Origin of the sequence: Bradyrhizobium sp. Rc3b (genome assembly GCF_900114915.1) — a bacterium.
GTDB lineage: Bacteria > Pseudomonadota > Alphaproteobacteria > Rhizobiales > Xanthobacteraceae > Bradyrhizobium.
In genome coordinates this window covers 207,749-222,538 of record NZ_FOUS01000005.1, presented here as the reverse complement: position 1 = coordinate 222,538, position 14,790 = coordinate 207,749, and the positions used below count along the sequence as shown (strand labels likewise).

Below are 14,790 nucleotides of genomic sequence, written 5' to 3'. Positions count from 1 at the left end.
TGCTCCACGCGGGGTGAAATCCCGTGTTTTGATAGATAATCGGGGTGAATTTCTTGCGATTATCCATCAAAGGCGGATAATCGGCGCCATGGATCGATTGACCAGCCTCGAAGTCTTCAGCCGGGTGGTAGAGACCGGCGGCTTCTCTGCAGCCGCCCGCAAGCTCAACATGTCGACCACCATGGTGAGCAATCACGTTCAGGCGCTGGAAGACCGGCTCGGGGTGAGGCTGCTTCAGCGGACCACGCGCAAGGTCAACCTCACCGAGATCGGCAAGGCCTATTACGACCGGTGCGTCCAGATCCTCGCCGACATCGAACAGGCCGACGATATCGCAAGTGAATTGCAGTCGGTGCCCCGCGGCACGCTGCGCATCCACGTCGCCACGCATATGGTGCAGTTCGTCGCGCCTGTGGTGGCAAAGCTTCTGTCGACCTATTCGGAGCTCAAGGTCGATCTGCGAATGGGCGAGGCTGACGTCGATCTCATCGAGGAAGGCTACGATGTCGCCTTGCGCATGACCTCGCCGCCGGATTCAAGCCTGATCGTCCGCAGCCTCGCCACCTGGCGTCACGTGCTGTGCTGCTCGCACGATTATCTCGAGAAGCACGGCCGGGTGCAGAAGCTCGACGAGCTCGCCGCGCATAATTGTGGCCGGCACCTGAACTATCCGTTCGGCGACGAATGGCGCTTCCTCGATCGCAAAGGCGCACCGGCCTCCGTACGCATCTCGGGCAGCTTCGTCACCAATAGCGGAGAAGCGCTGCGCAAGGTCGCACTGGAGGGGGCCGCAATCTGTCTGATGGCGGGATTTCTCATTCAGGACGACCTCGAAGCCGGCCGCCTCGTGCGCCTCTTGCCGGAATATCGGACGATCGAGCTGTCGATGAACGCGGTCTATCCGCATCGTCATCATCTGTCGGCAAAGGTCAGGACCTTCATCGACCTGCTCGCGTACCACAGCGCCGAGCAGCAAAAGCTGATCAATCCGTATTCGTGAGCCGCGCCGGCAGCGGCCGTGTCGTATGGTGGGCAAAGGCGCCCTTGCGCCGTGCCCACGATCTGTCAATTGGTGGACAGAAGACGTGGGCACGCTTCGCTTTGCCCACCCTACGAGAGCGTCAATGCGGCGGCGGCAGCCGCCCGAACAGCTTTTCAACCGACAAGCCGATCGCGAGCAGGCGGCGATCGCTTCCGGCAGGGCCATCGAGTTCAAGTCCGATCGGCAATCTGCTGGTGGCGCCGAGCGCGATCGGGATCTGGATGCCGGGAATGCCGGCATTGCTGCCGGGGTCGGTGTTCTGGATGAACAGCCCGAAGTTCTCGAGGCTGCTGGAGTCGGGATTGGATGCGATTGCGACGCGCGGCGTGGTCGGGAAAGCGATGGCGTCGAGCCGATGATCGGCGAAGGTCCTGGCATAGAGCGCCTGTAGCGCCGGTCGTGCGGTCTTGATCGCCGCGTCGTAGATCGGCCTGGCATCGAGCAGTGTATTGTCCGGACCCGGCAATTTGCGCGGGATGACGAGGCCATCATAGGTGCCCTTCACGTCGGGGCTCGCAATCTCCTTCGCCAGCGCTTCGATGGTGAGGCCTGTGCCGGTGCGGGCGAGATAGCCGACCATGTCGTCATAGGCTTCATAGAGCGCGACCGGGAAGCCGACCTGGCCGTTGAGTTCGGCGAGCTGCGGCATCTCGACCTCGACGATCGTGACGCCGTGGGCCTTCATCCGCACGATAGCGGCCTGGAAGGCGGTTTCGGTATCGGCATCGAGATTGGTCAACATCGTCTTCACGACGCCGATCCGCACCTGCTTCAGGTCGGCCGGTAGGGCCGCCTCGCCATTCGTGATGACGCGATCGAGCAGTGCGACGTCGGCCATGGTCGCGGCCATCGGGCCTGCAGTGTCGCGCGTGTGCGAGATCGGGGCGATGCCTTCCTGTGGATAGCGGCCGACGGTCGGGCGCAGCGAGGCACATCCGTTCAGCGCGGCGGGCACGCGCACCGATCCTCCGGTATCGGTGCCGAGCCCGCCTGAGACGATCCGTGCGCCGATCGCCGTACCCGTGCCCGACGAGGAGCCGCCGGCGATCAGGTTGCGATCATAGGCGTTCCGCACGCCGAACTCGGTGCCGGTCTTGAACGCGGTGTTGTAGCCGGAGATGCCGAAGGCCAGCTCGTGCATGCTGGTCTTGCCGATGATGATCGCGCCCGCCGCGCGCAGCTTTGCCACGACCGGCGCATCGGCTTTCGGAACGTAATCTCTGAGTGCGGGTGTGCCAGCGCTACAGGGCAGTCCCGCGACCTCGATGTTGTCCTTGATCACAAGGGGCACACCGCCGAGCGGCTTGTCCTTGTCACCCGTTGTGTCGAATGCCGCGGCGGCCTTCAAGGCGCCGGCCTCGTCCAGCGTGACGAAGGCATTGAGATCGGCATTGGCCTTGGCGCGGGCAAGAGCCTCCGTTGTGAGCGCGGTACTCGTGACTGAACCGGCGCGGAGGGCGGCCGCGGCCTGGGTCAGGGTCAACTGGTCGAAATCCATGATGCGTCACCCGATTGGCGGGCAGCCGTCAGGGCGCCCTCCCGGGCATAGAGGCTGAAGCCTCGCCGGCTCCGCGTCAACCGGTGGCGCGCAGCTTTGCCGGCGGCGACGGGTGGAGTTCATTGAACAGCCGCTCGACCTCGATCTTCGCCTTTCCGATCGCGGCGTCCTTGACCGGGCCATAGCCGCGAATGTCCATCGGCGCTGTCGCGATTGCGACGAGACCTGGCAGATGTGCGGCATCGAGCCCGCCGAGGAACCGCTCGATCAAACCTTCATACCAGGCAATCAGCTCGCGCTCGGTGCGCCTTTCCCGGGTGTAGCCGAACGGATCGAACCGCGTGCCGCGCAGCCCCTTCAAGCGCGCGAGCACGGCGAGTGGCATCTGGATCCATTGGCCGAAGGCGCGCTTGCGCGGGCGCCCCCGTGCGTCGCGCCGCGACGGCAGGAAGGGCGGGGCGAGGTGATACTGGACGCTGAAGCCGTCCTCGAATTCGCGCTTCAGCTCGTCGAGGAATCCGCCCTGCATGTGCAGCCGCGCCACCTCGTATTCGTCCTTGTAGGCCATCAGCTTGAACAGGGCGCGTGCGACGGCCTCGGTCAGGGCCTCGCTGTTCAGGACAGCTTCGGCGCGGCGGACCCTTGCGACGGTCGCCCGGTAGCGCGCCGCATAGGCGTCGTCCTGATAGGTGGTGAGGAAATCGGCCCGACGGTCGATCATCTGGTCGAGCGTCTCGGCCTTGGGCGCATCGTCCACCCTCGGCAAAAAGTCCGGATCGACTGCGGCGACCCGGCCCCAGGCAAAGGCCTGCTTGTTGCGCTCGACGGCGACGCCGTTGAGCTCGATTGCACGCAGCAGCGCTTGCAGTGAGATCGGCACCAAACCGCGCTGCCAGGCAAAGCCCAGCATGATGATGTTGGCATAGACGGCATCGCCGAGCAGTCGTTCGGCCAGCGCATTGGCGTTGATGGTGCCGAGATTGCCCTCGCCGATGACTTGGCCGATGGCACGCAGGCGCGCGGGGGAGGCGAGATCGGCATCGCGGAAACGGACGACGTCGCCGGTCGGCATCTCCGCGGTGTTGATCGCGGCGCGCGTGCCGCGGCGGTAGGTGCCGGAGGCCTTCGGCGAGGAGCTGACGACGAGATCGCAGCCGATCAGCGCATCGGCTGCGCCCTGGTCGATACGGACCTGATGCAGCGCCGCGGGGCTCGAGGCGAGGCGGATATAGCTCAGCACGGGCCCGAATTTCTGCGCGAAGCCGGTGAAGTCGAGCACTGAGACGCCGCGGCCTTCGAGGTGCGCCGCCATGCCGATCAGCGCGCCGACAGTAATCACGCCGGTACCGCCGACGCCGGTCACCAGCAGGTCGTAAGAACGGTCGAGTGCCGCCGTCGCGGGCAACGGAAGTGTGGCGGTCCGACCAACCGCGTCGAGCTGGCTCGCGCTCTTCTTGCGACGCGTCGCGCCTTCGACGGTCACAAAACTCGGGCAGAAGCCGTTGAGGCAGGAAAAATCCTTGTTGCAGGTCGACAGGTTGATCTGGCGCTTGCGGCCGAACGGCGTCTCCTTCGGCTCGACGCTGAGGCAGTTGGATTCCACCGAGCAGTCGCCGCAACCCTCGCAGACGAGATCGTTGATATAGGCGAAGCGCTTCGGGTCGGCCATCTGCCCGCGCTTGCGCCGGCGTCGCTTCTCCGTGGCGCAGGTCTGCTGATAGATCAGGACCGAGACGCCGGGGACATCGCGCAGCTCGCGCTGCACGGCATCCATCTCCTCGCGCGGATGAAGGGTGACGCCGGCCGGCAGGTCGGCAGGCGAGAACTGTGCCGGATCATCCGACACCAGCGCGATGCGCGCCACACCTTCGGCGCGGACGCTGTGGGCGATGGCATGCACGCTGATGGGACCGTCGACCGGCTGGCCACCGGTCATCGCGACGGCGTCGTTGAACAGGATCTTGTAGGTGATGTTGGCCTTGGCGGCGATCGCCTGCCGGATCGCCATCGAGCCGGAGTGGTAATAGGTGCCTTCGCCGAGGTTCTGAAAGATGTGCTTGTGGCCGGTGAAGCGTGACGAAGCCGCCCAGTTGACGCCTTCACCGCCCATCTGGATCAGTGACGAGGTCTCGCGGTCCATCCAGCTTGCCATGAAGTGACAACCGATGCCGGCCAGCGCCTTGGAGCCTTCAGGTACCTTTGTTGACGTGTTGTGCGGGCAACCCGAGCAGAAATACGGGGTGCGCGTCGCGCCCGAGACGTTGATGGTGCGTGCGGCCTCCGGCATCAGAGCGGCCGCGCGTGCGGCGAGATTGAGGCCTGGAAACATCGGATCAAGCCGGCGCGCCAACACGCCCGCCAGCGCGCGGGGCGACAATTCGCCGATCCAGGAGATCAGCCTTGCCCCGGTTTCGTCGTGCTTGCCGACCATGCGCTCCGGCTTGCTGCCAGGATAGTCGTAAAAATATTCCTTGAACTGGCTCTCGATAATGCCGCGCTTCTCCTCGACCACGAGGATCTCGCGCTTACCCTTCACAAAATCCATGGCGTCATGCAGCGCCAGCGGCCAGACCATGCCGACCTTGTAGACGTCGATGCCGATGCTGCGGCAGGCGCCTTCATCAAGGCCCATCAGCCGCAGCGCCTCCATCAGGTCCAGATGTGCCTTGCCCGTGGTGACGATGCCGTAGGTCGCGTCCGCAATGTCGTAGATGTGACGGTCGATCGGATTGGCCTTTGCGAAGGCGTAGACCGCGTGCTTCTTCGCCTCCAGCCGCTCCTCGATCTGCGGGCCCGGCAAATCAGGCCAGCGATAATGCAGGCCGCCTGGCGGCGGCGTGAACTCCGGCGTGCGGAAGTGACGCGGCGGCTGCAGCGCGACGGAGGCGCCCGACTCGACGATCTCCGAGATCGCCTTGAAGCCGACCCACATGCCGGAGAAGCGACTCAGTGCATAGCCATATTCGCCGAACGCGAGATACTCGCCGACGCTCGCGGGATGCAGCGTCGGCATGAACCAGCTCATGAAGGCGACGTCAGACTGGTGCGGCATCGAGGAGGAGACACAGCCATGGTCGTCGCCGGCGACCACCAGCACACCGCCATGCGGCGAGGAGCCGTAGGCATTGCCATGCTTCAGCGCATCGCCGGAGCGGTCGACGCCGGGTCCCTTGCCGTACCAGAGCCCGAACACGCCATCGACCTCGCGATCTCCCTGCGTCTCGACCTGCTGCGAGCCGAGTACCGCGGTCGCGGCGAGGTCCTCGTTGACGGCGGGCAGAAACTCGATGCGGTCTCGCTTCAGCCGCTCCTGGATGCGCCAGAGCTCGAGGTCGATGCCGCCGAGCGGCGAGCCGCGATAGCCTGAGATGAAGCCGGCCGTGTTGAGCCCCGCGGCCCGGTCGCGCCTGACTTGGTCGAGCGCGATGCGAACGATGGCCTGTGTGCCCGTAAGGAAGACGCGGCCGTGTTCGCGATCGTAGCGATCGGAGAGTTCGTAGGGGTCGAGTGACGGAAAGGCGTCCATGCGGACCTCCCGCGGCATCCTTGCCGGATGAGCGGAGGGTAGGCCCTGATGGTTGGTAGGTCTTACCTATCTTTCCTAGCTGCAAGCTGATTCTGGTAAATTATCCCGGATTCCGCTATCATGCGGTAGAATACACCAGATTGAGCCGATCGATGATCGAAGACCAGGACACCCGGATTCTCGCGCACCTCCAGAAGGACGGCCGCGCCACCAACCAGCAAGTGGCGGACGAGGTCGGCATGTCCACCTCTGCCTGTTGGCGCCGAGTGCGCGCGCTGGAGGAGGCCGGCATCATCCAGGGCTACGCGGCGCTGGTCGCGCGCGAGCAGGCGGGCTTTGCGATGTCAGCCATTCTCCACGTCTCACTGGAGCGGCATGACGCAAAGTTCGTCGACGAATTCGTCGCGCGGGTAACCAAGCGCCGCGAGGTGCTGGAGTGCTTTGCGACCACGGGCGACGCCGATTATCATTTGCGCGTCGTCGTGCAGGACATGGCGGCCTACAACCGCTTCCTCGACGAGTTCATGTTCCGCATTCCCGGCATCCGCTACGTCCGCAGCAACGTGGTGCTGAAGGAGATCAAGTCGAGTGTGGCGCTGCCGTTTTGATTCCCGAGAGGTGCCGTAGGGTGGGCAAAGCGAAGCGTGCCCACGATCTTTCACGACGGAAAAAGATGGTGGGCACGGCGCAAGAGCGCCTTTGCCCACCCTACGGCACCGGTGCTGCGGGGCCGCTAGCGCCCCTCCCGCACAAACCTGTTCCGCAACGTCCCGACACCGGTGATGTCGATCTCCACGATATCGCCGTGCTTGATGTCGGGCGAGGCACCGTCCGTGCCCATCCAGATCACGTCGCCGGGCCATAAGGTAAAATACTTGGTCAGTTCGACCAGGAACGGCACCACGCCGAAGATCATGTCGTTGGTCGCGAAGCGGTTGGTCTCGTTGCCGTTGACCCGGACCACCGTTTCCATCTGTTCGAGATCGGCCTCGGTCTCGATCCACGGTCCCATCGGCTTGAACGTGTCGGCGTTCTTCGAGCGCCACAGGCTGCGGTCGGCCTTCTGCCAGCTGCGCTCGCTGACGTCGTTGCCGACAGTGTAGCCGAACACGCAATCCATCGCGTTGTCCTCCGTGAGATGCTTCACCTTCTTGCCGATGACGACGACGAGCTCGCCCTCGTAATGGATTTTCTCCGTCGCAAAGGACGGGATCACGACGTCCTCGTCATGTGCGATCAGCGCGTTCTGGGCGCGATAGCCGATCTCGGGACGGTCAGGCACGGCCGGCACGGTGCCGGCCTTGTCGGCGGCTTCCTTCAGGTGCTTGAGGTAGTTCAAGCCGACGCAATAGAAGGTGCGGGGGATCAGTGGCAACTCGATCTTCACGTCCGACAGCGAATGCGTGCGCGAGCTGCGTTGCCATTCGTCGAAGGGATCGCCTTCGACTGCGATTACCTTGTCGTCCTCGATGATTCCCCACGAGGTCTTGCCTGCATCAGTAAATTTCAGCCAGCGCATGCCAAGTCCTCGTTGCTATTCCGCGGCATCGCGCGGCAGCACCTTCCAGGCGCCGGCCGCGGGCCGCTTCAGTCCGAGATTTTCGCGCAGCGTCTTGCCGCGATAGTCTTTTTGAAACAGTCCGCGGCGTTGCAGCTCCGGGACGACATGCTGGACGAAATCGGCGTAGGAGCCGGGCACATAGGTCGCCGCGATGACAAAGCCGTCGCAGCCGCGCTCGACAAACATCTCCTCGAGCTTGTCCGCGATCTCCTTGGGGCCGCCGACCATTGCGTCCTGCACTTGCCCGCGGCCGGAGAAAGTGACGAAGTCGCGCGCGCTCGGATTGCTCTTGCCCGAATTCTTCAGCACGCCGTCGCGGATGCCCAGAATACCCTGCATGCTCTTCAGCTCGTCAGTGGTCAGCGGCTCGTCGAGATCCTTGGAGGCGAAGTCGTAGTTGAGCGCTTCGGCAAGCAGCGACAGCGCGTCGATCTGGAGCGGCAGCTTGTTGATCAGCGCCATCCTGTCCTCGGCTTCCGCCTTGGTCGCGCCACAGACCGGCGTCGTCAAATTGCAAAGGAACATCTCATCAGGATCGCGGCCGGCCTTGGCGGCCTCGTTGCGCACGGACGCATAGCCGTCCTTGGCGCCCTGAAGATTGCGCGCGGCGGTGAAGATCACCTCGCCCCACCGCCCGGCAAAGCGCTGGCCTCGGCCCGATGCCCCGGCCTGGATGATCACGGGATGGCCTTGCTGCGAACGCGGCACGGTGAACGGCCCGCGTGACTTGAACGCCGCGCCCTTGTGGTCGAGCCGCTTCACCTTGGTCGGATCAGCAAAGCGGCCGGTCTTCTTGTCCATGATGAGCGCGCCGTCTTCCCAGGTGTCCCAATGGCCGAGCACGACCTCCATGAATTCGTCGGCCTTGTCGTAGCGGGAATCATGTTCTGGATGGGAGTCGCGCCCCATGTTGAGCGCCTCGCCGTCGTTGAGCGAGGTGACGACGTTCCAGCCGGCGCGTCCGCCGGACATGAGATCGAGCGTCGCGAAGCGGCGGGCGACGTCGAACGGTTCGTAATAAGTGGTCGAGCACGTCGCGCCCAGCCCGAGCTTCTCGGTGACCATGCCCATCGTGGTCAGCACGATCAGCGGATCCATCTTCACGCAGCGGATGCCGTATTCGACGGTATGGGCGTGGTCGTTGCCGTAGCGGTCCGGCATCGCCAGGCGGTCGTCGAAGAAGGCCATGTGGAACTTGCCGGCTTCGAGAATTCTGCCGATCTCCTGATAATAGTCCGCCGACATCGAATCGTCGCGCGAATCCGGATGCCGCCAGGAGCTCGGCAGGTTGGTGCAGTTCTGCGCCTGGAGAAAGCCGACCAGGACCATCTGTCGATTCATGCTGCTGTTCTCCTGATGCCGTCAGGCCAGATCGAGGACGGTGTCGAGCCGGTATTCCCGCGCCAGCGCGCGCAGCCTTTCCCAGGTGGCATCCTCGATCTCGATGCCGTCGCGCAGGCGCTGCTGCTCGCGCAGGCCCTCGATCTCGCCGGGATAGTAGACGCCTTTGCTGCCCTCTGACGGCGGCGTCGATTTCAGATAGCGCGCGAACTCGGCGACCTCGCGCTTGAACTCCTGCAGCGGGCGGAATGCGGCGACATTGAACACCGCCATGAAGCAACCGTCATTGTGTCGCCCCGTCGGCTCGACGCCGAAGCCGAGGCCGGTGAGGAGGCCGCACAGCACCTCGACCATCGCAGCAAGGCCGCTGCCTTTGTAACCCTCGGTGCCGCCGAGCGGCAGCAGCGCGCCGCCCTTGCGGTATTGGGTCGGATCGGTGGTGTGCCGTCCCTCGGCATCGATGATCCAGCCCGTCGGAATCTCCTCGCCGCGCGCGACCGCGAGCTGGATCTTGCCGGCCGCGACAGCTGAAGTCGCCATATCCAGATAGAACGGCGCATCGAGATCGGACGGCACGGCAATCGAGATCGGGTTGGTGCCGAGCCGCGCCTCCTTGCCGCCGAACGGCGCCACGTGCTTCGGCGAGCGGCCGGAATCCGCCGTGGCAATCCCGATCATGCCTGCGCGCATCGCCATCAAGGGGTAGGCGGCGAGGCGGCCGACGTGGCTTTGCCGGAACACGGTGCAGGCAGCGACATTCGCCGTCCTGGCTTTGTCGATCGTCAGCGCCATCGCCTTGGCGTTGACGTGGAAACCAAAGCCCCAATGGCCGTCGATCACGGTCGTGGTCGGCGATTCCTGGACCACGGTCCATTTGGCGCCGGGAACGATGTGGCCGGCCTTGATCCGGTCGATATAGGTGGGAACGGCGATCACGCCGTGGGAATCATGGCCGGCGAGATTGGCATTGACGCAGCCGACCGCGACGGCATCGGCTTCTTCCTCGGAGGCTCCGGCGGCGCGGAGTAGGGCGGCGCTGACGCGCGTGAGGCGATCGGCCGTGACGATCGGCATGGCGTTCCCCGGGGTCTTTGCCCTTGGCGGGCACTGATTGTTGGAGGCCATCGTCTCAAAGCGCGGCAGCGATATCAATCTCCCGTAAACCAATACAGGGCTGCAAATTCGTAAAGAGATCGCGCCTCTCGCTGAGGATTCGTCCCGCGCGGCGGTATTTTCGGTAGTTTACCCGGGGTCGTTCGCAGCTCGTTCACTTTGATCGATTGTTTGCAGCGCGCAATAACCACCACTTAGGCGATGGCCCCTCATAAAGTCACCCGGGAGAAATAGGCAGAAATGCCCGGGAGCTGAGATCGTGCCGACGACACTCGCGCGCACATTTGCGGCGTTGAGCGCCATCAACGAAGCGATCCTCTATGCGAAATCGCCGGACGAGCTGTACCAGAAGGTCTGCAACGCCGGGTTTTCGAGCGGGGATTTCTTGGCTGTCGCCGTGTTTCTGGTCGGAGCGGACGACCGGCGGCTCCATTTTGCGGCCGGCTGTGGCGATGACATTGCGCGGCTGCGCTCGATCGAGATCACGACGGATGCCGGCACACCCGAAGGCTCGGGCGTCGGCGGCGAGGCATTTCGCGATCAGAAACTGTGCGTCAGCAATGATTATCTGAACGACCCGCGTTCGCTGGCGTGGCGTCAGGGTGCAGCTTCCGCCGGCATCGGCGCGGCTGCGGCGCTGCCGCTGCTCTGCAACGGCAAGAGCGTCGGCGTGCTCTACGTGACCCGCCGCGAAGCCGGCTCGCTGAACGAGCAGATGGTGTCGCTGTTCGAGCGCATGTCGGCCAACATTTCCTACGCTCTGGACAATTTCGCCCGCGAAACAGCGCGGCAGACCAGCGAACGGGCGACCCGGCGGCTCAACCGCATGTTCGGCGCCATCAGCGCCACCAACGAAGCCATCCTGCGCGCCAAGACCGAGCAGGAGCTCTACCAGCTCGTGTGTGACGCCTCCGTTCACGGGGGCAAGTCGCTGGCGACCATCGTGTTGCTCCGCGAACCGGATTCGCATTGGATGAGTCCGGTCGCGTCCACCGGCCAGAACCTCGCACTGATCACCCAGGCGCGCTATTCGATTGATCCGGAGAATCCCTACGGCAAGGGACTATCCGGTGAGGTGTTCCGGACGCAGAAGGCCATCGTCGAGGACGATCTCGCCAGCCGCACCAGAGGCACGCCGTGGGAGCAGGCCAACGTCAACACTGGCGTTGCCGCCTGCGTGGTCGCGCCGCTGATCAGGCACGGTGAAAGTGTCGGCGTGCTCCTGTTCTTCATCAGCCGCTCCTGGGCCAAGGACGAGGAGATCGTCGCGCTCCTGCTGCGTATGGCGGAGAACGTCTCGTTCGCGATCGATAATTTCGGCCGCGAGTCCGAGAAGGCCAAAATCGCCGCCGAAGAGGAACGGCTGGCACGCATGTATGCGGCGCTCAGCGCCACCAACGAGGCGATCCTGCGGGCGCGGTCGCGCGCCGATCTGTTCGACCTCGTCTGCGAGGCGACGGCGAAGGGCGCCAAGTTCACTTCGGCCAACATCGCCCTGGTCGACCCTCACGCCGGGCTGCTGCGCGTCGTCGCCTGTTACGGACCGAACGCCGACCACGTTCGCAACTTCAAGTTATCCATCTCCGAGCAGGTGCCGGAAGGGCGCGGACTGACCGGCACCGCGTTCCGCACGCGCCAGCCCGCCGTCAGCAACGACGTTCTCGCCGACGAGCGCATCGCGCCCTGGCACGCCAGCGCCCGCCGCAACGGGATCGCGTCCTCTGCCGCGTTGCCGCTCTTCAACGGCGACCAGGTCGAAGGCGTGTTCCTGTTCAACTCCCCGGAGTGCGGCACGTTCACACCCGAATTCGTCGAATTGCTGCGCAAGCTCCAGGCCAACGTCGCCTTCGCACTGGAAGGCTTCGATCGCGCCGAGGAGAAGGCGCAGGTAGACAAGCAGCGCAATCGCCTGAGCGGAATGTTCGAAGCGCTCAGCGCAACCAATGAAGCGATTATGCGCGCCAAGACGCGCGAGGACCTGTTCGAGGCCGCGTGCCAGGCAGCTATTCTCGGCGACGTGTTCGCGTCGGCAACGATCGGCATCATCGACGAGGAAAACGAGCTCGTCCGCGTCGTCGCGGTGAAGGGGCGCCTGCAGCAGCAGATGGTTGGACGGACCTGCAACATTTCCGCCGACCATCCCGAAGCCAAGGGGATCATCGGCACCTCGCTCCGGACCCGCCGGCCCAGCGTCATGAACGACTATCTGAACGAGCCGCGGTCGGCATATTGGCGGGCGAAGGCGATCGAGGACGGAACGCGGGCCGCCGCCAGCTTCCCGCTTCTAAAGGCGGGCCAGGAGCCCATCGGCATCCTGCTTTTCCTCGCGCCCGAGGAGGACACATTCACGCCCGATCTGGTCGAACTGCTCGGGCGCCTTGCCGAAAACGTCTCCTTCGCGCTCGACAATTTTGACCGTGCCGAGGAAAAGGCCCGCACCGAGGCGCAGAAAGAGCGCCTGACGCGCATGTTCGCGGCTCTGAGCGCGACCAACGAGGCGATCATGCGGGCGAAGTCGCGCGCCGAGCTGTTCGATCTCGTCTGTCTCGCGGCCTCGAACGGTGCCAAGTTCACGTCGACGACCATCGCGCTGGCCAGGGCCGACAGCGACCAGCTGGAGATCGTGGCGAGTGCCGGGCCATCTTCCAACACCACGCGGAACGTTCGCCTCTCGATCGACCCCGAGCGGCCCGAAGGACGCGGGATGAGCGGCACGGCGTTCCGCACGCGCCGGCCCTGCATCAGTAACGATTATCTCAATGACGATCGCGTCAGCGCATTCCACGCCGTCGTCCGCGGCGACGGCGCGCGATCTGGCGCGGCATTTCCGCTCATCGTGCACGATCAGGCCGTCGGCGTCATGATCTACATGTCGACCGAGCCGGCTACTTTCACGGCCGAATTCGTCGAGCTGTTGCAACGTCTCGCCGACAACGTGTCCTTCGCGATGGAGAATTTCGATCGCGCCGACGAGAAGAAGGAGGCGGACGAGCGGATCGAGTACCTCGCCTCGCATGACAGCTTGACGGACCTTCCGAACCGCGAGACCTTCAACGGGCTTTTGCGCGAGGCGATCGAAACTGCAGAGCGCCACGACCACCGTTTCGCGGTGCTGTTCATCGATCTCGACCGCTTCAAGGTCATCAACGATTCGCTCGGCCATGAGGCCGGCGACCTGCTCCTGCTCGAAGTCGCCAACCGCTTGCGCGGCGCGCTGCGGGAAAGCGACGTGGTGGCGCGCCTCGGCGGCGACGAGTTCGTGGTGATCCTGGACCGGTGCGGCGAGATCGACGACGTCCAGCGCATCGCGACCGGGCTGCTCGCGGCACTCGCCGAGCCCATGGAGCTCGCCGGACACGAGTGCCACACCACGGCCTCGATCGGTATCGCGATGTATCCGGCCAACGGCTCCGATGCGCAGACCTTGACCAAGAACGCCGACATGGCGATGTACCTGGCCAAGGAGGACGGCAAGAACGGCTACCGCTTCTTCTCCAAGGAGGTGAAGACGCAGTCGATCGAGCGGCTGTCGCTGGAGAGCGCGCTGCGCCGTGCGCTGGAGCGCGAGCAGTTCTCGCTGAACTACCAGCCCAAGGTCGACATGGAGACCGGCCAGATCACCGGCGTGGAAGCCCTGCTGCGCTGGACGCATCCCGATCTCGGCAACATCTCGCCGGCTCAGTTCATTCCGCTCGCCGAGGAAACCGGCCTGATCGTGCCGATCGGCCGCTGGGTGCTCAACGAGGCCTGCGCGCAAGCCATGGCCTGGCAGCGCCGCGGCCTGTTGCCGTTGTCGATGGCGGTCAATTTGTCGCCGCGGCAGTTCGCCGACGAGCATCTGTTGCAGGACGTCGACGAGGCGCTGGCGGCCAGCGGCATGTCGCCGGTGCTGCTCCAGCTCGAAGTCACCGAGAGCATGATGATGCGCAATGTCGGCCGCGCGCTCAAGGTGCTCGATGCCATCCAGAGCCGCGGCATCCGCCTCGCCATCGACGATTTCGGCACCGGCTATTCGTCGATGTCGCTGATGAAGCACTTCCCGATCGACACCATCAAGATCGACCGCTCCTTCGTGCGCGACCTGCCGCAGGATTCCGAGGACCAGGCGATCGCGCAGGCCATCATCAGCATGGGCAAGGCGCTCGGCATGACCGTCGTCGCCGAAGGCGTCGAGAACGTCGAGCAGGAGGCATTCCTGCGCACCCATGGTTGCGACGAGATGCAGGGCTTCCTGATCTCGAAGCCGCTGCCGGCCAAGCAGATGGCCGAGCTGCTGCGGCCGATGGTCCTGCCTGTCGCGCCGCCGCTCCAGCCGGAGCCGGACGTCGCCGTCACGAAAGCCGCGGCGTCACGGCTGAAACGCGCTGTCGTCTGACGGCTGCGGGTGCAGCTCGCGGACGTCGTGCTCCCCGACCTCGGCCTTGCTCGGAAAATCCTGAGGCCCCGTCAGCGACGTCTGCTCGACGAACAGCGCGAGAATCGCGTGCGCGCCCTCGGCGAAGCTCGCACCCTCGTTCAAACCGAGTTCGGCGCACCATGGGCTACTCATCTGCTCCTGGTCGTCGAACACCGCCATGGCAGGTCCCCACCACCAGGCGGGCGCAGGGGAGCGCTCGTCCGCAGGCACAATGTGCCAGCGGGCAAACTCCTCCATCACGCGCTCGAACTCCAGGCGGGCGGCCTGATGCATTCGTTCCATGCTCCCAGGA

The 14,790-nt window shown here is 64.7% G+C and carries 9 protein-coding genes; 3 read left to right on the top strand and 6 right to left on the bottom strand.

Annotation, left to right across the window (positions count from 1 at the left end; all coding sequences use genetic code 11):
• Positions 1-88 precede the first annotated feature (88 nt).
• The gene (locus BM190_RS13685; RefSeq protein WP_092255388.1) at positions 89-1,000 is read left to right on the top strand and encodes a LysR family transcriptional regulator; all 912 of its coding nucleotides are present in this window, start codon (positions 89-91) and stop codon (positions 998-1,000) included.
• A 121-nt stretch (positions 1,001-1,121) separates the two neighbouring features.
• Here the strand turns inward: BM190_RS13685 and iaaH are convergent, their stop codons facing one another.
• Positions 1,122-2,540 carry an indoleacetamide hydrolase gene (iaaH, locus tag BM190_RS13680; protein ID WP_092255385.1) on the bottom strand — a complete coding sequence of 473 codons (1,419 nt, stop codon included), beginning with the start codon at positions 2,538-2,540 and terminating at the stop codon, positions 1,122-1,124.
• Positions 2,541-2,616: 76 nt separating this feature from the next.
• A complete protein-coding gene (locus BM190_RS13675; protein WP_092255383.1) occupies positions 2,617-6,066 on the bottom strand; it encodes an indolepyruvate ferredoxin oxidoreductase family protein in 3,450 nt (1,149 codons plus the stop codon).
• Positions 6,067-6,218: 152 nt separating this feature from the next.
• Between BM190_RS13675 and BM190_RS13670 the strand changes: the two genes are divergently transcribed.
• The gene (locus BM190_RS13670) at positions 6,219-6,674 is read left to right on the top strand and encodes an Lrp/AsnC family transcriptional regulator (protein ID WP_092255380.1); all 456 of its coding nucleotides are present in this window, start codon (positions 6,219-6,221) and stop codon (positions 6,672-6,674) included.
• A 125-nt stretch (positions 6,675-6,799) separates the two neighbouring features.
• On the opposite strand, the gene BM190_RS13665 is transcribed toward BM190_RS13670, so the two are convergent.
• Genes BM190_RS13665 through BM190_RS13655 form a run of 3 tightly spaced genes read right to left on the bottom strand, consistent with a single transcriptional unit; the run spans position 6,800 to position 10,042 of the window.
• Positions 6,800-7,585, bottom strand: coding sequence for a fumarylacetoacetate hydrolase family protein (locus BM190_RS13665; RefSeq protein WP_092255377.1), 786 nt, complete (start codon positions 7,583-7,585; stop codon positions 6,800-6,802).
• A gap of 15 nt (positions 7,586-7,600) precedes the next feature.
• Complete coding sequence (locus BM190_RS13660) at positions 7,601-8,968, bottom strand: LLM class flavin-dependent oxidoreductase (RefSeq protein WP_092255374.1); 1,368 nt, start codon at positions 8,966-8,968, stop codon at positions 7,601-7,603.
• A 21-nt stretch (positions 8,969-8,989) separates the two neighbouring features.
• Positions 8,990-10,042: an Ldh family oxidoreductase gene (locus tag BM190_RS13655; protein ID WP_092255371.1), complete on the bottom strand. Its 1,053-nt coding sequence runs from the start codon at positions 10,040-10,042 to the stop codon at positions 8,990-8,992.
• Between the two features lie 298 nt (positions 10,043-10,340).
• Here BM190_RS13655 and BM190_RS13650 point away from each other — a divergent pair, with 298 nt between their 5' ends.
• Positions 10,341-14,456, top strand: coding sequence for a bifunctional diguanylate cyclase/phosphodiesterase (locus tag BM190_RS13650; RefSeq protein ID WP_092255368.1), 4,116 nt, complete (start codon positions 10,341-10,343; stop codon positions 14,454-14,456).
• Here the strand turns inward: BM190_RS13650 and BM190_RS13645 are convergent.
• Complete coding sequence (locus BM190_RS13645; protein ID WP_092255365.1) at positions 14,430-14,771, bottom strand: hypothetical protein; 342 nt, start codon at positions 14,769-14,771, stop codon at positions 14,430-14,432. The genes BM190_RS13650 and BM190_RS13645 overlap by 27 nt on opposite strands.
• Between the last annotated feature and the right edge of the window lie 19 nt (positions 14,772-14,790).